The sequence below is a fragment of the Brevibacterium sp. OS20 genome (assembly GCF_056837565.1).
Genome location: NZ_CM166367.1, coordinates 1,511,834 through 1,538,625, shown reverse-complemented (window position 1 = coordinate 1,538,625; position 26,792 = coordinate 1,511,834). Strand labels below are relative to the sequence as shown.

Sequence of the window (26,792 nt, the reverse complement as noted above, 5' to 3'; positions counted from 1 at the left end):
AACCCATGAGTGCAGAACTGATCTGCGTAATCGTCCTCGGACTGATGTTCGTCATCGGAACCTGGCGGGACATCAATATGGGCCTGCTCGGCTTCATCGCGGCCGCGGGCGTCGGCGGCCTCGTCCTGCACCAGGCGCCCGAAGAGTTCCTCGCAGGATTTCCCGTCGACCTCTTCCTTACGCTCGTCGGCCTGACCTACCTCTTCGGCTTCGCCCAGAACAACGGCGCGATCGAAGTCATCGTCCGCTGGTGCGTGAAGCTCGTCGGCGGGCGCATCGGACTCATGCCCTGGATCTTCTTCGCACTGACAGCTGTCCTCATCTCGCTCGGGGCGCTCTTCGCCGTGGCCATCATCGCGCCGCTGGCGCTGTCGTTCGCGCGGCGTCATAGGATCAATCAGTTCATGGTCGGTCTGCTCGTCGTCCACGGTGCCCTGGCCGGCGCGTTCTCGCCCATCAGCGTCTACGGCATCTTCATCAACGACTATCTGACGAAGAACGGCCTCACCCCTGCGCCGCTGACCTTGTTCCTCGCCCCGTTCATCTTCAATACCGTCTTCGCGGTCGTTGTCTGGTTCGTCCTCCGTCGCCGGCCAGGACTGCGCGCGGAGGCAGATGGGGCTCACCCCCACCCCGAGGCCGAGCCCGACGGCGGAACGACCATCCGTCTCACACGCTCTCAGATCCCGACCCTGATCGGGCTCATCGCGATGGCGCTGTCCGTGATCATCTTCAGCTGGGATGTGGGCCTGGTGACCATCACGATCTCGGTAGTGCTCGCCGCCATCGACCCGGCCGCAGGCAAGGCCGCGCTGTCGAAGGTCTCATGGTCGATCGTCATCCTCATCTGCGGAGTGCTCACCTACATCGCCGTGCTGCAGGAGGCCGGAACCGTCGAATGGGTCTCGGCCGGCATCTCAGCGATCGGCGTCCCCCTGCTGGCAGCGCTGCTGCTGTTCTACATGTCCGGCCTGATCTCCGCGCTGGCGTCGTCCTTGGCGATCATCGGTGTCGTCATCGCCCTGGCGGTGCCGTTCCTCGAGTCGGGCGACGTGCATGTCGGAGGGTTCGTCGCGGCGCTGGCGATCGCCGCGACCATCGTCGATATCAGTCCGTTCTCGACCAACGGCGCGATGCTCCTGGCCAATGTCCATCCGAGCATCCGCGACCGCTACTACCGACAGATGATCGGCTACGCCGGCCTCATGTGCCTCATCGGGCCAGGACTCGCCTGGGTGGTCGCCGCAGTGCCGACCGTGGTCAGCGGCTGAACCGGCGGGGTCGGTGCCCCGCTGCAGCTCACATGTGCCCGGTCGTGAGGAACTTCTCGTGCCAGGACAGGGCCTCGGCGAGGATGTGCGGGGTATGCCGACCGGTCGGATTCGCGGCGATCGCACGCTCGAGGTAGTCGTTGAGACGATCGCGGTAGTCCGGGTGGGCGCAGTTGTCGATGATCTTCCGTGCCCTGGCCACCGGCGGCAGTCCGCGCAGATCGGCCAGGCCCTGTTCGGTGACCAGGATCTGAGTGTCGTGTTCGGTGTGGTCGATATGGCTGGCGAACGGCACGATCGCAGAGATCGCTCCCGCTTTGGCCTGCGAATTCGACACGAAGAAGTTGAGGTAGGCGTTGCGGGCGAAGTCACCGGAGCCGCCGATGCCGTTGATGATCGACGAACCGGTCACATGCGTGGAGTTGACGTTGCCGTAGATATCGGCCTCGACCATCCCGTTGATGGCGATGATGCCGAGGCGACGGATGGCTTCCGGGTGGTTCGACATCTCCTGGGTGCGCAGCAGGATCCTGCCCTTGTACGACTCGATCCGGTCATTGAAGTCCGCTGCCCGTTCGGCCGAGAGCGAGAACGCCGTCGCCGACACCGAGGTGAGCTTTCCGCTGTCGATGAGGTCGAGCATTCCGTCCTGGATGACTTCCGTATAGGCGGTCAGTCCCTCGAACTCACTGTCGGCGAGATTGCCCATCACCGCATTGGCGACATTGCCGACGCCTGACTGCAGCGGCAGCAGCTCCGGCGGCAGCCGATCTGCGGCGATCTCATGGCGGAGGAAATCAACGAGGTGGCCGGCAATCTCCTTCGAGTCCTCGTCGGCAGGTTTGAACGGCAGGTTCCGGTCCGGAGCGTTCGTCTCCACCACGGCGACGACCTTCGCCGGGTCGACACGCAGATAGGGGTCACCGATGCGCTGCATCGGCTCGAGCAGTTGGATCGGCAGCCGCTCGGGCGGACGCCGGGTTCCGTAGTAGACATCGTGGAAGCCTTCGTAGCCGCGCGGATGCCAGTCATTGACCTCGAGGATGACCTTGTCGGCCAGGTCGAGCCATGTCTTCGAGTTCCCGACGGAACTGCCGGGAACGAGCAGACCGTTGGGCAGGATCGCCGCGACTTCGACGACGGCGACGTCGAGGTTGCCGTAGAAGCCGAACCATGCCTGCTGAGCCGAATGGCTGAGGTGAGTGTCGACATAAGCGGTGTCACCGGAATTGATCGAGGCCCGCATAGCCGGATCGGATTGGAACGGCAGCCGTTTGCTCACCGCGTTCGCTTCGGCGAGTACCCCGTCGAGTTCCGGCGCCGTCGATGCTCCCGTCCACAGTTCGATGCGGAAGTCCTCACCACGGTCGTGGGCGGCCTGAGCACGTGCGGCCACCGCCCCCGGCACTGCCTTCGGGTACCCGGAACCGGTGAAACCGCTCATAGCCACGCGTTGGCCATTGTCGATATGGCGGGCTGCTTCCTCAGCGGTGACGGTCTTCGTGCTCAGTTCGGGGCAGGTGATTCTCGACATGACTCGCAGTCTATCGGGCTGCCGGGTGCCCGGCCGAGGCGGTCCCGCTGTCGTGGCCGGAGACGCCGTATCCGCTGTCGAACCATTGCGCTTCAACAACGTTGAGAGCCGGCTCCGGCACGGCGTCCGCTACCGCGACCGCGGCCTTCGACTGCCGAATCACCGTCTGGGAGAGACTCGGAACCGGAATCGTGACGATCGTCGCCAGCAGCAGAGCCAAGGTGAAGATCATCGTGCCGACGACCAGCGGCATACTCAGCGCCAGCACTCCGACGACGACAGCCGGAGCACCGGCCCCGGCATAGAAGGCGAGATAGAGTGCCGCGGAGATGCCGGCTCGGTTCTTCGGCGGAGTGAGCACGTCGATCTCCCGATTCGCTCCCCAGTAACTCAGCCCGTGCCCGATGCCAGTGGCCACGGCCGCGAACACCATGATGACCTTCACCGCCGCGGGACTGATCTCGGGCAGATTCGATGACAGCAGGAGTGCTGCCCCGAGCCCCATGAGCGTCAGCCCCAGGGTCTGAGCCGCCCGCGGTTGGAACTTCGGGGCTATCAGTTGGCTCGCGGCCGAGACGACGAGAACCGAGCCGACGATGAGGCCGGAGGTCAGGGTGCCCGAGTTCGGAATGATCGACTGTGCCATCGAAGGCAGCAGGGCAAGGAAGAGGCCGAGCGCCGTCCAGCCGATGAATCCGGTCAGAGCGGCGATGTTGAAGCTTGTGCGCATGGCGCCGGGCACTGACGGCCAGGTCGGCCTCCACCGCTGCCGAGTGATCGGCCGCTGCAGCGGCATCATCGCGATGAGGACCATGACGATGACGATCAGGAACACCATGACGAGGAACGGCAGAGCGAGCGGCGCCGTCGACAGCGATGACACGACGCCTGCAAGCATCGGGCCGAGGCCCGACCCCAAGACGAATGAAATCGTCGCCAGAGTCGACCCGAACCAGACTCGCCGCGCCGGCGAGGCCTCGACCATGAGAGCGATTCCGGCGCCGGTGCCCAACCCGAGTCCGATGCCGACCAGGGCTCTGCCGATGAACAGACCGGCGACTCCCGCCGTGTCGATCCCGAAAATCGCAGTGCCGAAGCCGACCAGAGCGATCGCCGCCAGCAGCACCGGCTTGCGGCCGAACGCATCAGCAGCCGAGCCGAACAGCAGCAGCGACGGCAGACAGCTGAAGACATAGGTCGCATAGAGCGAAGTCATCACGGACTCCGACATCCCGTGGGCCTCCTGCAGCAGCGGATACAGAGGGCTGGCCATGTTCGCGGCTGCCGAGAGAATGAGCAGGACCAACGCACCGAACCACAGCTGTCGCCTCGTCCCTCTGATACGTGCGTTCTCGGCCAAACGGAGCCTCCATCTCTTCGCGTCGTCTGTTCCCCCGGTGACTGCGGCTGCGTCTCCGAGTCTGCTCTGCGACCTCCTGGTGACTGCTCGCATCGCCCTGTCGATTCCATGATGGGGTCACGAGAGTATTGTTGTATATCGTAAGAAACCCCACGAAACCATTCGATAGGATCACATGATCGACAGTCGGCTCACCATGTTGAGCATGATCCAGCGACACGGCACGGTCACTGCCGCGGCACACTCGCTGCGCTACTCGCCGTCAACTGTGTCCCACCAGGTCAAACAGCTCGCTGCCGAGCTCGGAGTGACACTGCTCGAACAGCACGGGCGCAATGTCAGGCTCACCCCGGCTGCCGAGGCACTGCTGCGCCATGTCGATGTCATGTCGGCGGAGTGGGAGATGGCGCTGGCCGATCTCGGTCGCTACTCCGAGACTGTGTCCGGCTCGCTGGGACTGTGCGGTTTCTCCACCGCCGCCAGTCTGCTGCTGCCGCCGACGATGCGGGCTCTCAACCAGCAGTTCCCGCATATGCAGACTCAGACGATCGAAGCCGAACCCAGCGAATGCTACGACTTCCTGCTCTCCGGAGATGCCGATATCGGCATCGTCGTCGCGGCTCCCGACATCCCCGCCGGCGGTGATGATCGGTTCAGCCACCACTTCCTCATCGACGACCCGCTCGACCTCATGGTTCCCCTCGACCACCCCTTGGCGGACCGCGCAACGGTCACAATCGCCGATACCATCGATGAGATATGGATTCTGGGCAGGCCAGGCACCGGCTACCACCAGCTCGTCATGGCCAGCTGCGCGTCGGCCGGGTTCGCACCCCGCATCGGGCATTTCGCCGATGACTGGAACACGGGAACCGCTCTCGTCCACGGCGGCTTCGGAGTATGTGTGGCGTCAAGGATGTCGCGCTCGCAGGATCTTCACCCGGTGCGCCGAATCCCCATCAGCGGTGACAATGCCCCGTCACGGCACATCACGGCCGTGACCCGGACCGGAGCGGATGCCCGTGAGACTGTGGCGTTCGCTCTCAAGACGTTGTCGGTCGAGACGGAGCACCTGATGAGCCGCCTCGGTGCGGAGCTCCGGGACTGAGCTCAGTGTGCTTTTCGGACGACTCGGAATCCGATGTTCGACGCCGATGAGTCCGGAGTGTTCGAGGAGCGGGCAGCCACCCGGTAGCGATTGCAGTAGGAGTCATGGCACAGGAACGATCCTCCGCGCATGATCCGCTTGTCTCCGATGTCGGGGCCCTGGGGATCGGATTGCGGGGAATGCTGGTAGTAGTCGCGGGTGAACCAGTCGGCGCACCATTCCCATACATTGCCGACGGTGTTGAACAGGCCCAGCCCATTGGGCGCGAAGTGTCGGGCCGGTGCGGTGCCGATGAAGCCGTCGTCGAGGGTGTTCATACGCGGGAACTCGCCCTGCCAGATATTGCAGTTCCATCCCCCGTCGGTCAGCAGCCGATTGCCCCACGGATAGCGGCGGCCCTTGAGGCCCCCGCGAGCGGCGAGCTCCCATTCGGCTTCGCTCGGCAGCCGCGTCCCGGACCACGTGCAATAGGCATGGGCGTCGTCCCAGCTGATGTGGACGACAGGATGGTCTTTTCGATTGTCGATGCTCGATCCCGGACCTTCGGGTGCGGCCCAGTTCGCCCCGGAGACTTCGACCCACCAGGGCACGCCTGGAGCCTGACCGAGGATGTGAGCCTCTGCTCCCGGATTGGATTCCAAAAGCATGGCGAAGACCGCCGAGGTGCCCAAACGCTCCGCGGTGGTGACGAACCCCGTGTCAGCGACGAACCGGGCGAAATCATCATTCGTCACGCTTGTCGTCGCGATCTCGAATTCGGTGAGGTTCACACGGTGGCGTGGTCCCTCACCGTCGGTGGGATGCCCGTCGCCGAAGGGATCGCCCATGTCGAAGGCGCCGCCGGCGGTGACGAAGTCGAAGCTGAACTCGGGCTCCGACTCCGAATTCACGGCAGGATCAGCACCAGGGTGCGAAACATGACTGTCCACCGCCTCGGCGCGGCTGGTCGCCGGGGCGCAGCACGAATGGCCGTTCTGCGCCCCGGCAGTACTCAGGTCTCCGGTCTCTGTCACGCGTGGGCGCCCCTTTTCTCTCCGGGTCCGTCTCGATGCTGGGCGGACTCTGGGATCACCCTATGACCTCAGCCGGGGCTGGGGACAGTCCGGGACCTGACGGTCAGGTGAAGAGGCTGACTCCGCCCGGCCCCACGAGGCAGCCGACGACGATGAGGACGATTCCCCACAGCAGCTGTTTGCGGAAGATCGCAAAGATGCCGGAGATGACGAGGATCGCTGCGATGATCCAGAGGACGAAAGCCATTTGAGCTCCTATTTCCATGTGAGACACCTCGGTCGAGGATGGTTCATCCTTGCACGACATCTGCCGTCATTCGGGCTCATTCCGAACAACACGCCGCACCGAACCCCATCATGATCGGGGCGTGCCCGCGCGGTGTCTTCGCAGTGATTCGAGGCTGACTTCTCACGGTCTTGCAGAAGGGACCTGTACTCGCCGTCACGAATGCGAGACAGTGGACAGATGAACGGATCAGCTTCGCACGAACCGCTGCTGCATGCCGCCCTCAACGGTGATCGCGACCACCCGGCGACTCCGCGGACACCGCAGTCCATCGCCGCCGAGGCGGCCGCCGCCGTGGCAGCAGGTGCTCAGGCCATCCACCTCCACCCCTTCGATGCGACCGGCCGGCAGACCTTTCATGCCGAACCGGTCTCGGCCACGATTCTTGAGGTGCGTGCCGCGTGCCCGGGCATTCCGATCTCTTTGAGCACCGCGGCCGAAATCGAACCCGATCCGCAGGTCCGTCTCACGCTCTTCTCCGAATGGACCGAGCTGCCTGACTTCGTCAGTGCCAATCAAGGTGAGTCGGGAATTCGCGAAGTGTGCGAACTGCTCATCGAGCGCGGTGTTCGAGTCGAGGCAGGTCTGCTCAGCCTCGACGATGCAGCGGCATTCGTCGATTCCGGGCTGGCCGACCGATGCGCACGTGTGCTCGTCGAACCCACTGTGACCGATCCGGATCATGCCTTGGCTGAGGCCGCCGCGATCGAGCGGGTCCTTGCCGATGCGGGCATCGAACTGCCGCAGGTCCACCATGGGGAGGGCATCGCCTCCTGGGTCGTCAATGCCCGAGCCATCAGGCGCGGCCACGGCATCCGCACCGGTTTGGAGGACACTCCGGTCCTCATCGACGGCACTCGGGCAACCGGCAATGGCGACCTCGTTTCGGTTGCCGCCGGTCTCCTCGCCGAGCTCGGGAACTGACCCGAGGTCTGACGGACAACGGTTCCCCCGGCTAACCTGTGGCCATGACTGATTTCCTCAAACTGCGGAAGTCCGCCCCGGACGGCTTCTTCGCCGCCGAGGCCGCCGGGCTGAGGTGGCTGGCCGAACCAGATGTGGTCCCGGTCGTCGAAGTGCTCGAACACGGGCCGGATTTTCTGCGGCTGCACCGTCTCCGGGAGACCGGTCCCGACGCCGAGGAGGCCGCTGCCTTCGGTCGTGCCCTCGCCGGGCTCCACGATGCGGGTGCTCCCGGTTTCGGTTGGTCACCGGCCCCGCAGTCATTCTTCGGCCCCCTCGACAGTCCCTTCGAGGTGCCTGCCGAGCCCGTCGACGATTTCACCGACTATTGGGTCGGGCAGCGCTTACGACCCCTGACCTCTGCGGTTGCCGGGGATCTCAGAGGTGAGGACCGGGCGACGGTCGCCTCGGCGATCGATGCCATCGCGTCTGGCGCCTTCGCCGGCATCTGCGGTGAGGGTGCGGAGACGCCGGCCCGCGTCCACGGCGATCTGTGGGCGGGGAATCTTATGTGGTCACCGACCGGGGTGACGCTCATCGATCCGGCCGCCCACGGCGGTCACCGACTGGAAGACCTCGCGTTGCTCGCCCTTTTCGGTGCCCCGTTTCTCGGGGAGATCTTCTCCGGCTACGAACAGGCCCACCCGATGCCGGACGGTTGGCAGGAGGACCTGCCGGCGCACAGCTTCTTCGCTCTGCTCGCTCATATCCGTCTGTTCGGGCGCGGATTCCTCGGGCAGGCGGTCAGCGCCGCCCGGTCGATCATCGCCCGGGCGGAACAGCTGCACCGGTGAGGTCACTTCAAGGAGATCTCCACCGGGTCGGAGAACAGTCCGCCGGCGAAGGTCAGCTTGTTCGGGTCGGCGTCTTCGGGCACGTCGAAGACGAGGACACCCTCGGCGGTGTTTCCGGGGTTGATCTCTTCGAGGAAGAGGATGTTGTTCTCGGCCGCATAGATACCGGCTTCTGAATCCGCAGAGTAGGTGTTGCCGGACTCATCACCGAGTTTGATGTCGTCTTCGAAGAAGAAGTTCGGATCCGATCCGGTGTTCTTCACCGACAGTTCGATCTGGACGAACTGTCCCTGTGCCTTGGCGTTGAGGAATTCGTCGCCGACCTGTGAGACACCATCCTCGACCTCTGCGACGGTGATCTCCCAGTCATCGGCGGCCACGGTGTCTCCGATACCGTACGAAGCCTCCTCGGCGGGTTTGTCGGCGGCCTCCTTCTTCTTCGTGGACTCCCCCGACTGCTGAGCGTCGGACGAGCCGCCCTCCGCAGTGTTGGTGTCATCTCCCCCGCCTCCGATCGCGCTGGCAACGGCGATGATGACGATGACGACGAGCAGCCAGAACCACCAGCGCTTCAGCAACGGCTTCTTCCGCTTCGGCGGCTTCTGGCCGTAGGGCTGCTGCGGGTAGCCGCCGGCTCCGTAGGCAGGTGCGTTCTGTGCTGGTGCCCACTGTTGGGGGTCGAAGTTATGAGCTGGCTGCTGGTGGTTGCTGTGAGGGGGCTGGTGCTGCGGGGACCATTGGTGCTGAGGCTGTGGTGACTGCGGCTGCTGCGGGGTGTTCTGGGGATTCCGCGAATGGGACATGACGCTCCTTCGAAGCTGGTTCTGGCTGACTGCTCCAGCTTCGTCCCGTCCGCGCCCCGGCGCGTCCGCAATCGGGCTGGACCGCACCAGCCGATCGGTTGATCCCGTCCAGCTGAAAGGTGGACTACGTGTGTCAGCCCCCGCGGTTACGATTCTCTTGTGTCAGTACAATCCGCCCCTCGCCGCAGAATCCCGCGCGGCGTGCGCATCGCCGGCAGCATCCTCGTCGGCGTCATTCTCTACCTCTTCGGGTTCTTCACCTCGTCAATGGCGGTGACGGCCCATGCCTGGGCCTTCTCCGACGGGGAACTCAACGACACCGGACTCGTTGCCGTCCTGCTGCTGTTCCTCGTGTGGGGACTCGTCTTCCTCCGTCACCGATGGCCGTGGGTGCCCTTCGTCGCCGGAGGACTGCTCACCGCGGGTTGGGGCGATGCGCTGATGCTGCTCATTGCGGTCTTCCACCTCGTCGTCCGAGCACCCCGGCGGCAGGCGATCACCGCCTCGGCGGTGGGCACCGGACTGATCGCGTTCTCCACGGTGAGGATGTGTCTGGCACCCGCTGAGCACAATCCCTTCAGCATCTTCTTCCTGCCCGATCCGGCTCAGGTCACCGGGCTCGAGGCGACCATTCCGCCGGAGGATGCGCACCTGGCGATCAGTATCATCACGGTCGCTGCCGGAGTCATCGGACTGTGTACGGCGCTGGGAGTCGGTGCGCTTCTGCGTCGGACTCGGAAGATGAGGGCGGTCGAGTCGATCGCCGAACGCGAAGCTCTGCGCAATGAGTCGCTCACGGCCGAGATCGCGCGGCAGTCGGAACGAGAGCTCTTGGCACGCGAGCTTCACGACACGCTCTCCCACCGACTGTCGGTGATATCTCTGCATACCGGTGCCCTTGAGGTCGGGGCACGCACCGACCCCGAGGTCGCTGCGACGGCGTCTGCCCTGCGGGAGGAGGCCCGTGCGTCCATGGAGGATCTGCGTCATCTGGTGGGTGGTGTGAGGAGCGGAGATCTGGCCCGTCCGCGGCCTGGCCATGGCATCTCGTCGCCTCCGAGCCGTGCGACGATGTCAGCGATTCCCGAGCTCATCTCCTCTGTGGCCTCCACCGGTACGGTCATCCGCCCCTTCGTCGTCATCCAGGACGTGGACTCGTGCCCGCCTGCGCTCGACCGTGCGGCCTTTCGCATTGTTCAGGAGGCTCTGACCAACGCGATGAAGCATGCACCGAACGTGCCCGTGACGGTGGACGTCGCCGTCTCGGCAGCTCGCGGAATCCAGATCTCGGTGAGCAATCCGCTTCCGCGTGGTTCAGCCCCGGTCGATGTTCCGCCTCGCCCCCGATACGCACCGGGTTCGGCGCGAGAACCCGGCGCCGGTGCGCCCGCTCAGAAGTGGGGGCTGCCCGGGACGAGTCCGGTGCCGCACGAAGCGCACTTGGCGTCGACCGGGTCGGGATCCGGGATTGTCGGCATCCGGGAGCGCGCCGAGATGTTCGGCGGAGACGCGTCGATCGGGGTGGTCGGCAATGAGTTCCACGTCCAGGTGAGCTTCCGGTCCTTCTCTCCTCCGAACTGATTCGCAGCCTGTCCGGACTGTTTCCGATCCTGTCCGGACTGTTTCGCATTCTGCCGGAACGTCTGCCGATAACGGCCGAAAGAGCCATGTGGAACAGCGACTTCAGCGCTGCGACAAGCTGTGACAGCAGCCTCAGGTATTGTGACATTCATGAACCAAGCCGCCCCGATCCGAGTCATGGTCGTCGATGACGATCCCATGGTCATCACCGGGATCAGGGGGATACTCCAGGCGGCCGACGGCATCGACGTCGTCGCCTCGGCGTTGAGCGGGGAAGAGTCCGTCGAGCAGGCAGGTCTGCATTTTCCCGATGTCGTGCTCATGGACATACGGATGCCCGGAATCGGCGGGATCGAAGCTACTCAGCGTCTGCTCAACAGTGTACGACCGCCGAAGGTGGTGTCTCTGACGAGCATGAGCAGCGACGATCACCTCTTCAGGGCGCTCGAGGCGGGAGCCGCCGGATACCTCCTCAAGGACATCGGCCCTGTGGATCTCGCTGCTGCGGTCCGCAAGGTCCACGCAGGTGAGCCCATTCTCGCCCCGCAGTCGATGCGGCAGGTCATCGCCAAGGTCAGGTCGAACTCCGACCATCGGCTACAGAGGGAGGCCCTTGAGTTGCTGGCCGGACTCACCGATCGCGAGCGGCAGATCGCCGAGCTCGTGGCCGACGGTCTGTCGAATCAGGAGATCGCCGAGGAGACGTTCATGAGCCTGGCTACGGTCAAGACTCACCTCAATCGAATCAACGTCAAGCTGGACACGAACAATCGCGTGCGCATCGCCACGATGGTCGTTCGCGCCCGCGGGCACTGATTCCGATAGATCGACCGGCGCGACTTTCAGAGAATCCTCGCAAGAATTCACCGTTTCTTTATCCCCCACAGCAGAAGTGATTGTCGACTCCGTCTAAAATCGACTCTGATGGTTGCTGAACCCTATGTCGAATCCGAGAAGCTGATCAGCAACCCCTCAGATCGCAGTCAGTGGACAGAACGAGCACAGGGGTTGCTGTCCTGGGCAACCTCAATCTGGGTCTTGGCGATCGCTTTCATCGTCGTCACATTCGCCGCAGCCGGCCCGCTGCGAGTCTGGGACTACAAGCTCAATCGACGGTGGCTCTATCTCTTCGAACCCGATCTCGTCTGGTTCGTTCAGCACATCCTCGACCCCATCGCAGGCCAGGCAGTCTGTCTTCCCGTCCTGGCGATCACCGCGATCGTGCTGTCGCGCAAACGTCGGTCCTGGCGACCGATCGTCTTCGCGATCGCTGTCGAAGCGGCCTTCTACCTCGGCATCGGTTCACTCAAGGTCCTCCTCGCTCGACCGGCGACCACCCTGCACGATCCGCGGTTCTTCCAAGGCGGTCTCATCGAAATCGGCGGCCGCGGAATCAGCTATCCGTCCGGGCACGCGGCCGAAGCCGTGCTCATCTACGGCGCGGTCGCCTACCTCATTGCCACTTACGGCAAGGTCTCCACCAGAACCGTGCGCCTATTGTGCTGGGGCGTCGCAGCGGTCAGCGTGAACTCCGTGGTCGTGTCCTTCGCCCTCGGCTGGCACTGGGCCACCGACCTCATCGGAGGTCTGCTGATCGGCGGATTCTTCCTGCGACTGCTCATCATCGCCGATCGGCGAATACCTGACCCCAGAACCTGACGGCACTCACAGCCAGGAATCGTCGAGCTCCATGAATGTCGTCGCCCTGCTCTCAACGAGATCGAACCATGGGCCGGTCTGCGGCAGTTCGTGGGCGAAGAAATACCGCGCCGCGGCGATCTTTCCCCTGAGGAAAGCAGAGTCGCCACGTTCACCGACGGTCGCCTCAGCAGCCATTCCCTGCTGCAGCCACAGCCACGCCATCACCGTATGGCCCACTGCTTCCAAATAGGTCCACGCATTGTCGAGGGCCACCGTTGGATCCCCGCTCGACCACACTGCGGCAGTCACGGATTCGATGCGATCGACGGCTGACGTCAGTGCCGCGGTCTCACCTGACCATTCGGATCGGTCGGTCGCCTCGGCGAGGGTCTCCCGCATCTGCTCCAGCAGCACCTGCAGACCGGCCCCACCCTTCATGATGACCTTACGGCCGAGCAGATCCTTGGCCTGGATGCCGTGCGTGCCCTCGTGGATCGGGTTGAGCCGATTGTCGCGGTAGAGCTGCTCCACATCATGATCGCGAGTGTATCCCGCTCCGCCGAGCACCTGAATGGCGTGGTCGTTGGCTTTCAGGCACCACACGCTCGGCCAGGTCTTGACGATCGGGGTGAGCACATCGAGCAGCAGTGCCGCACGGTCACGCTCGGCCTCGGAATCAGCAGTTTCGGATTCGTCGAGCAGACGCGCGGCATAGAGGATGAGTCCGAGCCCGCCCTCGACGTAGCTCTTCGACGACAGCAGCATGCGCCGGACATCGGAGTGTTCCGCGATCGGGATCGGCTCACCAGCGGATCCCTTCGCACCGTCGGGACGACCCTGGCGGCGGTCGCGGGCATAGCGGAGGGCATCGAGGTACCCGTGGTACCCCAGTCCGACCGCACCTGCTCCGACACCGATGCGAGCCTCGTTCATCATGTGGAACATACAGGCCAGACCCTTGCCCCGCTCCCCCACGAGGTAGCCCACAGCACCAGCGGAACCGGCCGGAGTGTGCGTGCCCTCACCGAAGTTGAGCAGAGTGTTCGTCGTTCCGCGCCACCCCATCTTGTGATTGAGCCCTGACAGAACGACATCATTGCGTTTTCCGAGGCTGCCATCGTCGTTGACGAGGTACTTCGGAACGAGGAACAGACTCAGGCCTTTGACACCTGGCTGGTCACCCTCGGCACGGGCCAGGACGAGGTGGACGATGTTCTCCGAGAGTTCGTGGTCGCCGCCGGAGATCCACATCTTCGTGCCGTGGACGCGGAACGCATCGTCGCCGCCCTGGGGATCCGGAACGGCTCTCGTCGAGACATCTCCCAGCGAGGAGCCGACCTCGGGTTCGGACAGGCACATGGTGCCGAAGAAGCGGCCGTCGAGCTCGGGCACAACGTACTTCTCGATCTGTTCTTCGGTGCCGTACTCGAGCAGCAGATTGGCGTTGGCCATGGTCAGCATCGGGTAGCTGGCGGTGCCGATATTAGCCGCCTGGAACCAGGCGAAACAGGCCTTCGCGACCGTCTGCGGCAGCTGAATTCCGCCGACACTCTCATCCATCGTCGCCGACAGCAGACCGATGCCGGCGAACTGGTCGAGTGCAGACTTGATCTCAGGAATCAACGTCACCGCAGTGCCGTCGAAAGTCGGTTCATTGAGGTCGGACTTCCGTGCATGGGTCGCGAACCGCTCCTTAGCAAGCTCCTCGCTGGCTTCGAGCACGGAGTCGAAGACCTCACGCGAATGGTCGGAGAAGCGAGGTCGGTCGCAGAGTTCGTCGACCTTGAGCCAGTCGTAGAGTTGGAACTCGATGTCCTTGGCGGAGAGGATGGATTCTGTCGCAGTCGTCAAGACGCCATTGCCTTTGCTCTGTTCAGTCACGAGACCAAACTAGAGCTAAACGTTCGTTAAGTAAAGCGATTCGCCCTCTCACAGTGCAAAGGTTTGGCTATTGATCAGTTGTGAGGTCCGCCAAACGCTCCTCATCCCTGGGTTTAGGCCCCCGCGAGAGCTATAATTCTCTCTACAATCTGCGTGGGAATGGGGCGAAGGATCATGACCGCAGGAACGCATCGATCATCGAAGTTGGCAGAGACGATCGAAAAGTTCTCGAAGGCGTTCAAGAGCGCCAACATCGGCCAGGGGCAGAAGGTCGGCTACCGAGAGGACAGCTCCGAAGAACGGCTGCAAGCCACGGCCGAACACGAGGGAGTGAAGCTCTACCGCAATCCCGACGGCTCTCATCTCGCTGTCGACGAATCCCACTCGAGCTACGACGACTGATCATCGATCAGCCTGAGAGCTGATTCGTCGGCTCGAGCGAACATCAGCAGCCCGGTACACGGCTATCCGCGTGCCGGGTCCTGCTGTGCCCCAGGTAGGATCGCCAGGGCCATGACCCCACGCCGCATTGTCGGCGGAACAATGATGCTGATCTGAAAGGCAGAGCCTATGCCCTCCCCCACTGCCTCGCCTGCGCAGTCCTCCGACACGAAGACACAGCCGTCGGGATTCCTCCGGATCCTGCGCAACTACCGCTTCCCGCTCTTCATCCTCACCGGCGTGGTCGTCGGTGCCGTCATCGGCCTCATCTTCGGGGAACGTGCCACCGTCATCAAACCGTTCGGCACGCTGTTCATCAACATGATGTTCACTCTTGTCGTGCCGCTCGTGTTCTTCTCCATCGCTTCCGCAGTCGCGGGAATGTCCTCGGCCGCGCGACTGGGCAAGATCATGGGCAGCATGCTCGGAGTCTTCGCCGTCACCGGCATCATCGCCTCCATCGTCATGGTCGCCGCGCTGCGCATCTTCAACGCCACCGACGGCGTCCAGGTGGAGATGCAGGAGCCGGAGAACGTCGAGGACGTAGGGTCCATCGGCGACCAGCTCGTCCAGACCGTCGTCGTCGACGACTTCTCTAAGATCCTGTCCGCCGAGCACATGCTCGCCCTCATCGTCTTCGCCGTCATCGTCGGCTTCGCCACCAGCAGGATCGGCGATGCGGGCAAGCCGTTCGCCCAGTTCCTCAATTCCGGCACCGAGGTGTTCCTCAAGTTCACCTCGATCATCATGTACTACGCCCCTATCGGTCTCGGGGCCTACTTCGCCGCTCTCATCGGTGACCTCGGCTCCCAGCTCGTCGGGGACTATGTTCGCGCTTTCCTCGTCTACTATCCGGTGGCGATCGCCTACTTCATCCTCGCGTTCACGTTCTACTCCTGCCTGGCCGGTGGCCGCCGAGGCGTCTCTCGGTTCTGGAGCAATATCCTCGAGCCCACGGCGATCTCTTTGGGCACATCCTCCTCGGTGGCGGCGATCCCGGCGAACCTGCGTGCCGGAGAGAAGATCGGAGTCCCCCGTGACATCCGGGAGACGATCGTGCCGATCGGTGCCACGATCCACATGGAAGGCTCGAGCCTGTCCGCGATCCTCAAGATCGCCTTCCTCTTTGCCGTGTTCCAGCGCGACTTCTTCACCCTGGAGAACATCCTCATCGCCATCGCCGTGGCGCTGCTGGCCGGAATGGTCATGGCAGGAATCCCCTCAGGCGGCTTCATCGGCGAGCTCATGATCATCACCCTCTACGGCTTCCCGGCCGCGGCACTGCCGATCATCCAGATCATCGGGACCGTCATCGATCCCCCGGCCACCACGGTCAATTCCGTCGGCGATCAGGCGAGCTCGATGATGGTCGCGCGCATCCTCGACGGCAAGGACTGGATGGACAAAGCCAAAGAGGATGATCACGATTCGGTTCCGTATGCTCAGTGAATCTGTCACACTCCCGAGCTCGTAGATTCGGACAAGGCTCCTTCTGGCCGAATGTCTCGGAGATGTCATAGGAACGCAATAGAACTTCCGCATTTGCGACTCGGCATCTCAGCTTCTGTTCAGTTTCGGGCAAAAGGCTCTCACCTGGGCTGACGATACTCGATTCCAGCAATGTTCCTGATCTGTAAGAGGAGATGTCACCATGCCCGCCATCCTCAGCACTCACGCCGCAAAGTGGGGCGTCGCCGCATTAGCCTGCCTCGCTTCCCTGGGTCTCGCAGTCGGGCCGGCAGCCGCGTCCGGCGAAGCCGCACCCGTGCCCAGTGCCGCTCAGGCTCCCCAGACCTCCGGCTACCCGGTCAAGGCAGCCGGGTACGCGGACAAACTCGTCACCGCCTTCGGCAATGGGGATGACCGGACTATGGATCGTCTCGCCACCAAGAACGTCGTGACGGCACTGATCGAACACAGCCACGGGCACTCCGAACGCTGGCACCGCAGCTCAGCCGATTCCGGCAAGGGATTCACCTGGGTGTCCTATACGAACCTGGACACGCATGAGGTTATGAATCTGACAGTGAGAAACGCGCTCGCCGCGAACAAGGGCCGCGATGCCATTCGTGAGGTCGAGTTCGTCGGCTGAGAACGACCCGTTGACATCCCGTTGACCAGATTCTGGTCGGCGTCTTGTCAGCAGGGCTGACCAGCTCGGTAGACTCGGGAACCATGGTCGCCCTGAATGAAGTCCCACGCCGCCGCTACACCGCGGGGCCGACGCCTCTCCAACATCTGCGGAGCCTGTCCGCCGAACTCGGCGGACCGCAGATCTGGATCAAACGCGATGACCAGCTGGGACTGACTCAGGGCGGGAATAAGACGCGCAAACTCGAGTTCCTCATCGCCGACGCCCTGGAACAGGGCGCGGACACGCTCATCACCGTCGGCGGGGTGCAGTCCAATCACTGTCGACTGACCTTGTCCGCTGCACGAGTCGAGGGCCTCGACTGTCACCTGATCGTCGAAGAGGACCTCGGACCTGAAGGCAGCGCCCTCGGACCGACAGGGTCGAACCCGCCGGAGTACACGGGCAATTTCCTGCTCTTCGACCTCCTCGGCGCGGATTCGGTCACGGTGCTCGGCCACGGGGCCGACCTCCTCGGCGAGGCTGAAGAACTGGCTGAGAAGCTGCGCGGCGAGGGCAGGAAGCCCTACGTCATCCCGGTGGGCGGGTCGAACCCGATCGGTGCGCTCGGGTACGTCGACTGTGCCGTTGAGATGCTCGACCAATTCGCCGAGGCGGGACTGGATTCGCCCACGATCGTCACGCCCAGCGGTTCGGCCGGAATGCAGGCCGGACTCATCGTCGGCCTCCACAGTGCAGGGAGCGATGCTCCGGTCATCGGCATCAACGTCAGCCGGACACAGGCGGAGCAGGAGCCGAAGATCGTCGACCTCGTCGATTCCACGGCGCACTTCCTCGATCTGCCCCCGGTCCCTCGCGACGCCACAGTGGGACTCGGCGACTATGTCGGGACGGGATACGCTCTGCCGACTCCCGAGATGGTCGAGGCCGTGCGTCTCTTCGCCCGCACCGAGGGCATCGTCCTCGACCCGGTCTACACCGGCAAGGCAGCGGCCGGCCTCATCGACCTCATCAGATCCGGCCGTTTCTCTTCCGAGGACGCGGTCGTCTCTATCCATTCCGGCGGAGTCCCCGGACTCTACGCCCGTGCCCAGGCGTTTGCCTGAGCACCACCCAGCTCCCACCCCCAACGGAAGGCACACAGATGACAGTTTCGACAGCAGACCTGTGGGATGAACGCGGCGACGAGCTCTATTCGATCGCCCTGAACTTCGGCGACTTCGGAGCCAAAACGTCATTCTCCGGGCCGGCCCGCACCATCCGCTGCTACCAGGACAACGGACTGGTCAAGCAGACCCTCAACCAGCCCGGCGACGGCGCCGTGCTCGTCATCGACGGTGACGGATCGATCGCCACCGCCCTCATGGGTGACATGATCGCCGAGGCAGGAGTTCGAAACGGCTGGAACGGTGTCGTCATCAACGGTGCCGTCCGTGACCGTGAGGCTCTGGCCGAGATGGAGTTCGGCATCAAGGCTCTGGCCAGCAACCCGCGCAAGAGCGCGAAAGACGGTGCCGGTGAGATCGACGTGACCGTGGAGATCGGCGGCGCGACGATCCGCCCGGGAGCGATGGTCTTCGCCGACGCCGACGGCGTTGCCGTCGAGAAGTAGGGCGGCAGAGACTCAGCGGTGAATGGTGTCGAAGCTCTGTTCGGCTGAGTCCCAGATATCGGCAACAGCGATCTGACCATCAGCGGTGAGCTCTACGACAGTCGACCGGTCGTAGAGGTACGCCCACTCCCCTGCCGACACGACTCCGGTGACCACGAGGATGTCATAGTCGAAACCCGCCCGTGACGTCGCTTGGACGATGAACGCCGTAGCTTCCAAGTCTTTGACTCTGTCCTCAGTCGAGGCGAAGTGGACATGGAGGCGTTCGGGTTCGGCCTCCTCGTTGAAGTCGGGGTTCGTCTCGGATTCGAGACTCACCTCGACACCGTCCAAGGACTGCGCCACATAATCCGAGAGCTCGTCGAGGGAATCGAAGCCCTGCTCCACGACATCCAGTGTCGCCGTCGGCGTCGTTTCGGGTTCCGACGATGAGGCGGAATCGGAACCGCAGCCGCTGAGAGCGATGAATGCGGCGGTCAGGAGCCCGGCGAGAGCAGGGGCGGACTTCGATTCGAACCTCATGGCACCAGCCTATCGGCGGGCGCGCGTTGGTACCGCATCGCCTCGGTCGTACCGTGGGCGCTCGCACCGCGTCTGGTCGCACAAGGCACAGTCGCACCGTGCTCGGTCTCACCGCTTCCGGTGGATCGATTTGTACGTGATGTACTGACTGAGCCCTTCGACGCCGTATTCGACGCCGAGGCCGGAGTCATGACGCCCGCCGAAGGGTGCCGAATGATTCGAACCGAAGAAGTTCACTCCCACCGATCCTGAATCGACCTGTTCGGCTACTGCCTGAGCGGCCTCTGCGTCGGCGCCGAAGACGATGCCGCCGAGTCCGAACTCAGTGTTGTTGGCCAGGGAGACGGCTTCGTCGGAGCCCTGCGAATCGTCGTAGCGCAGGATCGAGATCACGGGGCCGAAGATCTCCTCCCGCGCGATGCGCATCTGCGGGGTCACCTCGGCGAAGACCGTCGGTTGGATGAACATCCCGGCCTTTCCGTCGATGTCGACTTCTGCTGCAGCTCCCCCGGTGACGGGAAGAGCGCCCTCCTCGTGAGCGGAGGCGATGTATTCCATGACGGTCGTGTACTGGGACCGCGATGCCACAGGCCCGAACACTGTGTCTTCGGCAAGCGGATCCCCTTGCCGCCCCTCGGCGATCGTCCGTCCCACCACCTCAGCGACCTCGTCGTACCGGGAAGCCGGTGCGATGATCCGGGTGGAGATATAGCAGGTCTGTCCGGTGTTGCGCATGCACGATCGCACGAGCACCCGCCCCATCGCCTCCAGATCGGCATCGGGCAGCACGATCGCCGAGGATTTGCCGCCGAGCTCCAGCGTCACCGGGCGCAGCAGTTCGCCACAGGCAGCGGCGATGCGCCGGCCCACCGGGGTCGAACCGGTGAACGCCACCTTGCTGATTCCCGGGTGGCGGACGAGGGCATCGCCGAATCGTCCGGGACCGGTGAGCAGGTTGACCACGCCGGCGGGCACTCCGGCGGCGGCGACGGCATCGATGATGAAGCGAATGGACAATGGAGTCACCGACGCGGGTTTGATGACTACGGCGCACCCGGCCAGAAGCGCGGGAGCGAGCTTGACGACGACGAGGTTGATCGGGAAGTTCCACGGTGCGATCAGTGCGCAGACTCCGATCGGGTCCTTGCGCACCACCGAATAGGAGTCGACGGCGGCAGGGAAGTCACGAATGTCCTCATCGTCGATCCAGGCAGACAAGGTGGCGAAGTGGCGGAAGATTCCAGCCGCATTCGCCGCCGCTCCCCGGGTCTCGGAGATCGGGGTGCCGTTCTCCAGGGTGTTCGTCCGTGCCAGGTCTTCGCTTCGCGCTTCGATCTCCTCGGCGATCCGCACCAGATATTCCGCCCGCTCGGCCGCGGTCAGGCTCGCCCATTCGTTCATCGATGCCTGGGCTGCGGTCACGGCGCGATCGAGTTCCGCCGAGGTGGCTGCCGGCACAGAGCCCCACACTTCGTCCGTCGCCGGATCGATGACCGGGTTGCGTTCGGAATCGGCGGCGGGCGTCCAGACGCCGTCGATGAAATGGTCATCGACGTGGCTGTACGGCAGGTCTCGGCGCAGGCCGGCTCGGGTCAGTGTCGGAGAGACGGTGTCGACGGTGCTCATCGGATGACCTCGGTGCGCAGCAGGTCCCGCTGACGGCGCAGGTCTGCTTCGGCCATGGTCACTGCTGCTTCGGTGATGAGTTCAGGGATGATCTCCCTCTCAAGCCGGTCGGTGTAGGTGGCCATGTCCATGTCGAACCACGACGCGGACAGGGCGATTCCGGCCCGGTCGAAGCGCCACTGACGGTCGGCGTCACGGACCAGGGCGTCCTCGAGGCTGAAGGCGACCGGACGGGTGTCGTGGCCGTCGATGATCTCGCAGACGCGTTCGACGAAGTCCTCGGAATAGCCGAGGCCCGGCAGGACCCGGCGTGCGACGAGGCAGCCTTCCCGTTCGTGTTCGAACCGGATCGTGGCTTTGCGCCAGTCACCGCCGAAGCCTTCTGAGATGATTCGGGATTCGTCGACATGTGCCCAGCCGGTGTCGTGGAGGATGATCGTCACGAGCACGAGCTCACGGTCGGCCGAGGGATAGGCGTCGCAGAGTCGCTCGGCATAGGCGGCCGAGATCGGCAGGTGCACGTCGTTGCCGCGGGTGCGCGTCTCGGGTTCGATCTGCTTCCACAGCGCCTCGAATCCACTGCTCGGAGTCGAACAGATCGGCTGTGTGTCGACCGTCCCTTCCATCGGGATAGGGCGGACGGGGTAGTCGGTGGCGAAACGGACGGCTCGAGGGTCGTCGGCGGTGTCACCGGACTCCGCTGCCGCCCAGCTCGGATAGTCCTGTTCGCGGCTGCTGCTTTCGGTTCGGGTATTCATCGGGGATCCTCTCGGTCGACGGCGATGGATTTGAGCGTGACGCTCATATCGCCGGCCTGGTTGGCAGGTATCTGCTGGTTCTTGGCCAGAGCGGTGCGCACCGCCATGAAGTCCAGGGGAGCATTGACGCAGTCGGCTGCGATGATCTGGCCCTCGCGGTAGTACAAGACGCTGAACTTGCCTTTTTCGTCATCACGACGCACCACGGTGGAGTCGAAGCCCATCGACAGTCCGGCGATCTGCAGCTTCATATCGGCCTGATTCGACCAGAACCAGGGAATGCCGGCGTATTCTTCACGTCGACCTGAGACCGAATAGGCGGCGACCTTTGCATGTTCGATCGCATTGTTCACGCTCTCGAGGCGGATCCGCTCCCCCTCCGGCGCGTCCGGAAGCGGGTTGGGCATGTTCGCCACGTCTCCCACCGCGATGGTCGTACCATCGGAGGCGAGCGCATAGCGGTCGACGACGACTCCGTTCTCGGTCTTCAAGCCCATCTGCTCGGCCAGTCCGGTGTTCGGGATGACGCCGATGCCGACGATGACCAGCTGGGCCGGGACTACGGTCCCGTCGGCCAGTGCCACTCCGGACACGCGCCCGCTGCCGTCGTCGATCAGTGTTTCGACCCGGGAGTTGAGGATGATGTCGAGGTCCCGTTCTCGGTGCGCCTGGTAGAAGTACTCGGAAGTCTCCTCTCCGACGGCGCGCCCGATGAGGCGGGGGCCGTGTTCGAGCACGGTGGCGTTCTTGCCCATCCCGTGCAGGGAGCAGGCGACTTCGAGACCGATGAATCCGCCGCCGATGACGACGACATCGGTGAAGTCATCGAGGCTGCCTTTCAGCGACAGCGCGTCATCGGCGCTGCGCAGATAGGTCACTCCCGCAAGGTCGGCGCCGGGAACCTCCAGCGGTCTGGCTCGCGCTCCGACGGCCAGTGCCAGACGGGCGAAGGGGTATTCCTCACCGTCGGTGGCGATGGCGACTCCGGAGCCGTCCGGGTTCTTGTCGATCTTCTCGATGCGCGTGTTCTTGACGAGTTCGATGTTGTGCTCGTCCCAGTATTCGGCGCTGCGGAAGATGAGATTCTCTTTGTCGACCGTTCCCTGCAGGAACTCCTTCGACAGGGCCGGCCGCTGGTAAGGCCGGTGGTCCTCTTCGCCGAGGAGGGTGATCGATTCGGTGAATCCGGTCCCCCGCAGTGAGATCGCCAGCTGCACTCCGGCCTGGGAGGCTCCGATGATGAGCATCCCGGTCTGTGTGCGGGCCGGTCGGTCCTGTACGTCGGCCGGTGCCGTCTGCGTTGTCGTCGTCATGTCACACCTGGGTTTCCGGAGTGGTCACGTGCAGGTCCGTGTCGTCGGTGACCTTGAGCTGGCAGGACAGACGGGAGTTGTCCTCCCGATCCTCGGTCGTGCCCCACAGCATCTCGTCTTCCATCTCCGACATCGGGTCGAGCCCTTCGAAGTCGGATTCGTCGACGAAGACGTGACAGGTGGCGCATGAGAGGGACCCGCCGCATTCGGCGACGATGCCGGGCACTCCGTTGCGCACCGCGGTCTCCATCACGGAGTCGCCGACTTTGGCGTCGATGTCGCGGGTGGTGCCTTCGGAATCGGTGAAATGTACGGTCGGCATGTCATTCCCTTTCCTACAGTGGTGCTGGTGGTCTGCGGTTGCGGTGTCGCCTGTGGCGTCAGTGTTCAGATGAACTGTCGGCCGCCGTCGACGACGAGTGTCTGGCCGGTGATGTATCCGGCGTCGGGTGAGGCGAGGAACATCGTGGCGCCGACGATGTCGTCGGGTTGGCTGGCACGGCGGATGGCGCCGCGGTCGACTCCGTAGGTCGCTGCATCGTCCATGAGCTCATAGCTGGCCTCGGTGAGCGTGAACCCGGGAGCGATCGCGTTGACCGTGATGTCCCTGGTGCCCAGTTCCTTCGCCAGCACCCTGGTGAGTGCGATGACCCCTCCCTTGGACGCCACATAGTGAGCCCACTGTGTGGATCCGGACATCACCGTGGCCGAGGACAGGTTGACGACTCTGCCGCCTGCAGGCAGATACGGGCTGACTGCCCGGGTCACCTGCCAGGGCCCCTTGAGGTTGACTCCCATCACGAGATCCCATTCGTCTTCGGCGACGTCTTCGAAGGGAGACCGGGTGATCCCGGCGTAGATCGCGGCGTTGTTGACGACGACGTCGATGCTGCCTCCGCCGAAGTCGGCGGCCGCCTCGGCGAGGGCCTGCGTCGAGGCTCGGTCGGTGACGTCGACCTCGCAGGCCAGTGTCTCCGCCGAGGCGGCGCGCAGAGCCGTGGCCGTCTCCTCCGCGCCGGCCAGGTTGATATCGGCGACGACCACTCGGTCGCCGGCCGCTGCGAACCCTTCGGCGAAGGCGCGTCCCAGTCCCCCGGCTGCGCCGGTGATGAGCACGGTGCGTGGCTCAGTCATCGTTCAGCTCGCTGCCGTGGCGTGGGCATGGCTGTGGGCACCGGGGCCGCTGACTTCGGGGACCGAGTCCTCGAGGTCGAGGATCTCCACGGTGCCGCGGGTTCCGTCCACGCGCAGTCGCTGACCCGTCCGGATCGTCGTCGAGGCATTGCCCGTGCCGGTCACGGCCGGCAGCGCGTACTCACGGCAGACGATCGCGGCGTGGCTCATCATGCCGCCGATGTCGGTGACGGTGGCCTTGAGTTTGCCGAAGATCGGCCCCCAGCTGGGTGCGGTGACCGGGGCGACGAGGATCTCGTCCTGTTCGATCTCGTGGATCTGTGACGCGTCCATGACGACTCGGGCCACTCCTTCGACGACGCCGGGTGAGGCGGCCATTCCGCGCAGGCCGGTGACGTTGTCGGAATCGGCTTCGAGCCAGGACTGGACCTGCTCGGTAGTGATTCCCCACAGCATCCGGGTGAACGGTTCGGTGATGGCCTCCGGCGGGGTATTCAGCGCCGGCTGCGGACGAGCGGTCTTGAGGGCGGCGACGATCTTCTTGCGCTCTTCGATGATCGGCGGCCAGTAGGCCGGGGCGATCGGACCCTGTGGGGCGCCCACTCCCCACGCGGTGACGAGGTCGAAGAGGACATCACGGACTTCATTGCGGTTGAGGTAGAGGAAGTCGCCTGTTTCGGCGAAGACTCCGTGCTCGACGAGGGTCGCGGCGAGTTCGCGGACCTTGCGCCAGAACACGCCCATCGTCCAGTGCTCGATGTAGAAGTTATGGTTCTCCACATACGGGTAGGCGGTGGCGGCCAAGTGTCGTTTGGCTTCGAAGGTCGCACCCTGCTCGTCATCGAGAAGATCGCGATACTCGGAGACGATGCGCTCCTTCTCCTCGATGAGTGCTTCGGTCGGCCGCATGATCGTCTGCCCCTCGTCGAGGCGGCGAATGTAGTCGGCGATGAAGCCGAGCGGGATCGAGAAGTTCTCTTTCCAGTACTCGTCGTGGGCGTAGAAGCCGTTCCCGGTGGTGAAGTTGAACCAAGGGTCCTGAGCTTTCTCCCACTGGGCCAGCCAGGCAGTGCCGCCATCAGCTGCGGCGATGGCCTCAAGCGTCGCCTCGGCGTCGTCGGTGTTGTCGAATGCAGCCTGCAGGCCGAGTTCGACGGCTGTGGTTGCCAGCTGTTTGAGTTCGTCGTCGGGGCGGAAGAGCTCCATGTCCACGCCCTGGACCATCGTTGCGATCGACTGGTCGGGAATGTCGGGGAAGATCTCCTTGCAGTAATTGAAGAAGTCGAGATAGGCGATGTAGCCGAGGTTGAGGAACTCGAAGTGGTACTGCCAGTTCTGGTAGGCGAGCTGGATGAGGCGGTCGAAGTTCTCGAGCAGTCGCTCGGATCCGTCCTTGGCCTTGCCGGAGAGGATGTCATCCATGGGGACCATATCGGGAAGCTTCGAGAAGTCGAGCGCCTCGATCTCGTCGATGGTTCCGCGGACCTTCGTCTTCCACTGTTCCAGGAGCGGTTCCCAGTTGGCGAAGTAGTGGCCGATGCGGGCTTGGAACTCCGGCAGCCGAGCCTCGATCTGGTTTTCGGGCACGGGGATGGGCGACATGTAGAGGTAGCCCTGGTGGATGCGGAAGTCGATGCCGTTGGCATTGGGGATCATCAGGTGACGGGCGTTGTATTGGCCGAGGCACTTGACGGCGAACTCTCCGCCGATGGTCTCGAACGGCTTGAACACGGTCGGCCAGTGCTGCGAATCGCAGAACCAGAACTTCTCGTCCTCTATCGCCTTCAGGCTGTCCTGGAATACGAGGTAGTAGGGGTAGATCCTCTCCCAGCCTTCGGCGCCGGCTGGGACGGGAAGATCGGAGGGACGGGGAAACGACTTCATTGACATTGTCTGCTCCATTGCATCGGTGGTTCGTGAGTTCGGTCGTAAGTGAGGTTCGCTGCGGCAGGGTTCAGCCGCTCTTCTTCATCAGGGAGGCAGTGATCGATCCGAGGTCGATTCCGCCGGTCGAGGCTGCAGCAGGCGCAGCCGGCTTCGTCGCGGCCGCGGGTTCTTTCTCGCTCTTCTTCTCTGCAGAGGAATGCACCGTCTCCGGCCGGGACTGCAGCAGGAGCAGGTTCTCACCCTCCGGCAGGTCCCGATCAAGTGCCCATTCGATGTCCTGCGGGCATTTGTAGTGCTTCTCCGCCCGCTTGGCCAGGGTCGCCACTTCGGTGAGCTCCTCATCAGAGAGGCACCGGACTTCGGCGCGTTCGACCGGCACCTCGCGTTCGGCGAGCTCCCCGTCGGCGGGGACGAGTTCGATGTGCTTCTCTCCGATATGTTCGTTGACGACCTGGAGGGTGATCTTGTCCAGCAGAATGTTGTCGGGAGTGACGAGACCGGAGACGACGGTCTCTCCGACGCCCCAAGACGCGTCGATGGCGATCTTCGACCGGTCGCCGTTGGCGGGGTTCATCGTGATCGCCACTCCAGCGGTCTTTGCATTCACCATCTTCTGCACGACGACGGCCATCGACAGGCCCTCATCGGGAATGTTGTTCTTCAGCCGGTAGATGATGGCTCGGGACGTGTAGAGGGAAGCCCAGCACCGGCGGATGTGTTCGGTCACCGCTGCGTATCCGCTCAGCCACAGGTAGGTGTCCTGCTGGCCGGCAAAACTGGCGTCGGGCAGGTCTTCTGCCGTGGCCGAGGACCGCACAGCCATGGGTACTTCTCCCCCGCAGGCGGCAACGAGCTCGTCGTAAGCGGTCTTCGTGGCGCTCCGAACAGCTTCGGGCACCTCGGAGTCGGTGAGCCGACGGCGGATGCGAGCGGAGATCTCGTCGACCTCAGTTACGTCATCGGGATTGAGAGCTCCGAGTTCGGTGACGATCTCCTCGGCGATGCCGGATTCGGAGACGAAGGAGTCGAAAGATTCGGTTGTGACGACGAATCCGGGTGGCACGGGCATTCCTGCCTGCGTCATGGTCACCAGCGAGGCACCCTTGCCGCCGAGGTCTTCCAGGCGGGGTTCGGACGTGGAGTCGAATGATTGTACGAAACTCATGGACTTC

At 63.9% G+C, this 26,792-nt stretch carries 26 protein-coding genes; 12 read left to right on the top strand and 14 right to left on the bottom strand.

The features are described 5' to 3' along the window. Nucleotides 1-5 precede the first annotated feature (5 nt). A complete protein-coding gene (locus ACVZTU_RS06745) occupies nucleotides 6-1,271 on the top strand; it encodes an SLC13 family permease (protein ID WP_139469580.1) in 1,266 nt (421 codons plus the stop codon). Between the two features lie 28 nt (nucleotides 1,272-1,299). On the opposite strand, the gene ACVZTU_RS06740 is transcribed toward ACVZTU_RS06745, so the two are convergent. Together ACVZTU_RS06740 and ACVZTU_RS06735 are read right to left on the bottom strand one after the other, a co-directional pair. Continuing rightward, the gene (locus ACVZTU_RS06740; RefSeq protein WP_482401622.1) at nucleotides 1,300-2,805 is read right to left on the bottom strand and encodes an acetyl-CoA hydrolase/transferase family protein; all 1,506 of its coding nucleotides are present in this window, start codon (nucleotides 2,803-2,805) and stop codon (nucleotides 1,300-1,302) included. Between the two features lie 10 nt (nucleotides 2,806-2,815). After that, a complete protein-coding gene (locus tag ACVZTU_RS06735; RefSeq protein WP_482401621.1) occupies nucleotides 2,816-4,165 on the bottom strand; it encodes an MFS transporter in 1,350 nt (449 codons plus the stop codon). Nucleotides 4,166-4,340: 175 nt separating this feature from the next. On the opposite strand from ACVZTU_RS06735, the gene ACVZTU_RS06730 reads away from it, so the two are divergent. Further along, nucleotides 4,341-5,273, top strand: a complete 933-nt coding sequence (locus tag ACVZTU_RS06730; protein ID WP_482401620.1) for a LysR family transcriptional regulator — start codon at nucleotides 4,341-4,343, stop codon at nucleotides 5,271-5,273. A 2-nt stretch (nucleotides 5,274-5,275) separates the two neighbouring features. Here ACVZTU_RS06730 and ACVZTU_RS06725 read toward each other — a convergent pair whose 3' ends face one another. Together ACVZTU_RS06725 and ACVZTU_RS06720 are read right to left on the bottom strand one after the other, a co-directional pair. Continuing rightward, nucleotides 5,276-6,286: a formylglycine-generating enzyme family protein gene (locus ACVZTU_RS06725; protein ID WP_248284044.1), complete on the bottom strand. Its 1,011-nt coding sequence runs from the start codon at nucleotides 6,284-6,286 to the stop codon at nucleotides 5,276-5,278. A 103-nt stretch (nucleotides 6,287-6,389) separates the two neighbouring features. Beyond that, a complete protein-coding gene (locus tag ACVZTU_RS06720; protein WP_167443931.1) occupies nucleotides 6,390-6,533 on the bottom strand; it encodes a GPGG-motif small membrane protein in 144 nt (47 codons plus the stop codon). Nucleotides 6,534-6,752: 219 nt separating this feature from the next. On the opposite strand from ACVZTU_RS06720, the gene ACVZTU_RS06715 reads away from it, so the two are divergent. Continuing rightward, complete coding sequence (locus ACVZTU_RS06715; protein WP_482401619.1) at nucleotides 6,753-7,496, top strand: 3-keto-5-aminohexanoate cleavage protein; 744 nt, start codon at nucleotides 6,753-6,755, stop codon at nucleotides 7,494-7,496. Nucleotides 7,497-7,540: 44 nt separating this feature from the next. Further along, nucleotides 7,541-8,329, top strand: coding sequence for a fructosamine kinase family protein (locus tag ACVZTU_RS06710; RefSeq protein ID WP_139469585.1), 789 nt, complete (start codon nucleotides 7,541-7,543; stop codon nucleotides 8,327-8,329). A 2-nt stretch (nucleotides 8,330-8,331) separates the two neighbouring features. On the opposite strand, the gene ACVZTU_RS06705 is transcribed toward ACVZTU_RS06710, so the two are convergent. Then, entirely contained in the window at nucleotides 8,332-9,132 is an 801-nt protein-coding gene (locus ACVZTU_RS06705; protein WP_139469586.1) for a DUF4352 domain-containing protein, read from the bottom strand. 159 nt (nucleotides 9,133-9,291) lie between these two features. Here ACVZTU_RS06705 and ACVZTU_RS06700 point away from each other — a divergent pair, with 159 nt between their 5' ends. The 3 genes from ACVZTU_RS06700 (at nucleotide 9,292) to ACVZTU_RS06690 (ending at nucleotide 12,372) form a co-directional block, all read left to right on the top strand. After that, a complete protein-coding gene (locus tag ACVZTU_RS06700) occupies nucleotides 9,292-10,713 on the top strand; it encodes a sensor histidine kinase (protein WP_482401618.1) in 1,422 nt (473 codons plus the stop codon). A gap of 150 nt (nucleotides 10,714-10,863) precedes the next feature. Continuing rightward, nucleotides 10,864-11,529, top strand: a complete 666-nt coding sequence (locus tag ACVZTU_RS06695; RefSeq protein ID WP_139469587.1) for a response regulator — start codon at nucleotides 10,864-10,866, stop codon at nucleotides 11,527-11,529. A 108-nt stretch (nucleotides 11,530-11,637) separates the two neighbouring features. Next, nucleotides 11,638-12,372 (top strand): phosphatase PAP2 family protein, encoded by a 735-nt coding sequence (locus ACVZTU_RS06690; protein ID WP_248284046.1) that lies wholly within the window; start codon nucleotides 11,638-11,640, stop codon nucleotides 12,370-12,372. Between the two features lie 6 nt (nucleotides 12,373-12,378). On the opposite strand, the gene ACVZTU_RS06685 is transcribed toward ACVZTU_RS06690, so the two are convergent. Beyond that, nucleotides 12,379-14,235, bottom strand: a complete 1,857-nt coding sequence (locus tag ACVZTU_RS06685; RefSeq protein WP_482401617.1) for an acyl-CoA dehydrogenase — start codon at nucleotides 14,233-14,235, stop codon at nucleotides 12,379-12,381. Nucleotides 14,236-14,409: 174 nt separating this feature from the next. On the opposite strand from ACVZTU_RS06685, the gene ACVZTU_RS06680 reads away from it, so the two are divergent. The 5 genes from ACVZTU_RS06680 (at nucleotide 14,410) to rraA (ending at nucleotide 18,380) form a co-directional block, all read left to right on the top strand. Then, nucleotides 14,410-14,637: a hypothetical protein gene (locus tag ACVZTU_RS06680; RefSeq protein WP_482401616.1), complete on the top strand. Its 228-nt coding sequence runs from the start codon at nucleotides 14,410-14,412 to the stop codon at nucleotides 14,635-14,637. A 168-nt stretch (nucleotides 14,638-14,805) separates the two neighbouring features. Continuing rightward, complete coding sequence (locus tag ACVZTU_RS06675; RefSeq protein WP_139469589.1) at nucleotides 14,806-16,125, top strand: dicarboxylate/amino acid:cation symporter; 1,320 nt, start codon at nucleotides 14,806-14,808, stop codon at nucleotides 16,123-16,125. 202 nt (nucleotides 16,126-16,327) lie between these two features. After that, entirely contained in the window at nucleotides 16,328-16,768 is a 441-nt protein-coding gene (locus ACVZTU_RS06670; RefSeq protein ID WP_482401615.1) for a hypothetical protein, read from the top strand. Between the two features lie 83 nt (nucleotides 16,769-16,851). Beyond that, nucleotides 16,852-17,874 (top strand): D-cysteine desulfhydrase family protein, encoded by a 1,023-nt coding sequence (locus ACVZTU_RS06665; protein ID WP_139469591.1) that lies wholly within the window; start codon nucleotides 16,852-16,854, stop codon nucleotides 17,872-17,874. 38 nt (nucleotides 17,875-17,912) lie between these two features. Continuing rightward, complete coding sequence (rraA, locus tag ACVZTU_RS06660; RefSeq protein ID WP_101545050.1) at nucleotides 17,913-18,380, top strand: ribonuclease E activity regulator RraA; 468 nt, start codon at nucleotides 17,913-17,915, stop codon at nucleotides 18,378-18,380. Between the two features lie 12 nt (nucleotides 18,381-18,392). Here the strand turns inward: rraA and ACVZTU_RS06655 are convergent, their stop codons facing one another. The 8 genes from ACVZTU_RS06655 to ACVZTU_RS06620 all read right to left on the bottom strand — a co-directional run bounded on the left by ACVZTU_RS06655 (nucleotide 18,393) and on the right by ACVZTU_RS06620 (nucleotide 26,785). Then, nucleotides 18,393-18,902, bottom strand: a complete 510-nt coding sequence (locus ACVZTU_RS06655; RefSeq protein WP_139469592.1) for a hypothetical protein — start codon at nucleotides 18,900-18,902, stop codon at nucleotides 18,393-18,395. A 108-nt stretch (nucleotides 18,903-19,010) separates the two neighbouring features. Then, complete coding sequence (locus ACVZTU_RS06650) at nucleotides 19,011-20,528, bottom strand: aldehyde dehydrogenase family protein (protein ID WP_482401614.1); 1,518 nt, start codon at nucleotides 20,526-20,528, stop codon at nucleotides 19,011-19,013. Further along, complete coding sequence (locus tag ACVZTU_RS06645; RefSeq protein ID WP_139469594.1) at nucleotides 20,525-21,286, bottom strand: HD domain-containing protein; 762 nt, start codon at nucleotides 21,284-21,286, stop codon at nucleotides 20,525-20,527. Before ACVZTU_RS06645 ends, ACVZTU_RS06650 begins: the two co-directional genes overlap by 4 nt. Next, on the bottom strand, nucleotides 21,283-22,599 hold the full coding sequence (locus ACVZTU_RS06640; RefSeq protein ID WP_482401613.1) for an NAD(P)/FAD-dependent oxidoreductase: 1,317 nt from the start codon (nucleotides 22,597-22,599) through the stop codon (nucleotides 21,283-21,285). The genes ACVZTU_RS06645 and ACVZTU_RS06640 overlap by 4 nt, the downstream gene beginning before the upstream one ends. Before the next feature lies 1 nt (nucleotide 22,600). After that, complete coding sequence (locus tag ACVZTU_RS06635; protein WP_139469596.1) at nucleotides 22,601-22,921, bottom strand: 2Fe-2S iron-sulfur cluster-binding protein; 321 nt, start codon at nucleotides 22,919-22,921, stop codon at nucleotides 22,601-22,603. Nucleotides 22,922-22,986: 65 nt separating this feature from the next. Continuing rightward, the gene (locus ACVZTU_RS06630) at nucleotides 22,987-23,733 is read right to left on the bottom strand and encodes an SDR family NAD(P)-dependent oxidoreductase (RefSeq protein WP_139469597.1); all 747 of its coding nucleotides are present in this window, start codon (nucleotides 23,731-23,733) and stop codon (nucleotides 22,987-22,989) included. A 3-nt stretch (nucleotides 23,734-23,736) separates the two neighbouring features. Then, on the bottom strand, nucleotides 23,737-25,623 hold the full coding sequence (locus tag ACVZTU_RS06625) for a PEP-utilizing enzyme (RefSeq protein ID WP_482401612.1): 1,887 nt from the start codon (nucleotides 25,621-25,623) through the stop codon (nucleotides 23,737-23,739). 64 nt (nucleotides 25,624-25,687) lie between these two features. Beyond that, nucleotides 25,688-26,785 carry a PEP/pyruvate-binding domain-containing protein gene (locus tag ACVZTU_RS06620; protein WP_062241643.1) on the bottom strand — a complete coding sequence of 366 codons (1,098 nt, stop codon included), beginning with the start codon at nucleotides 26,783-26,785 and terminating at the stop codon, nucleotides 25,688-25,690. Nucleotides 26,786-26,792: the final 7 nt, after the last annotated feature.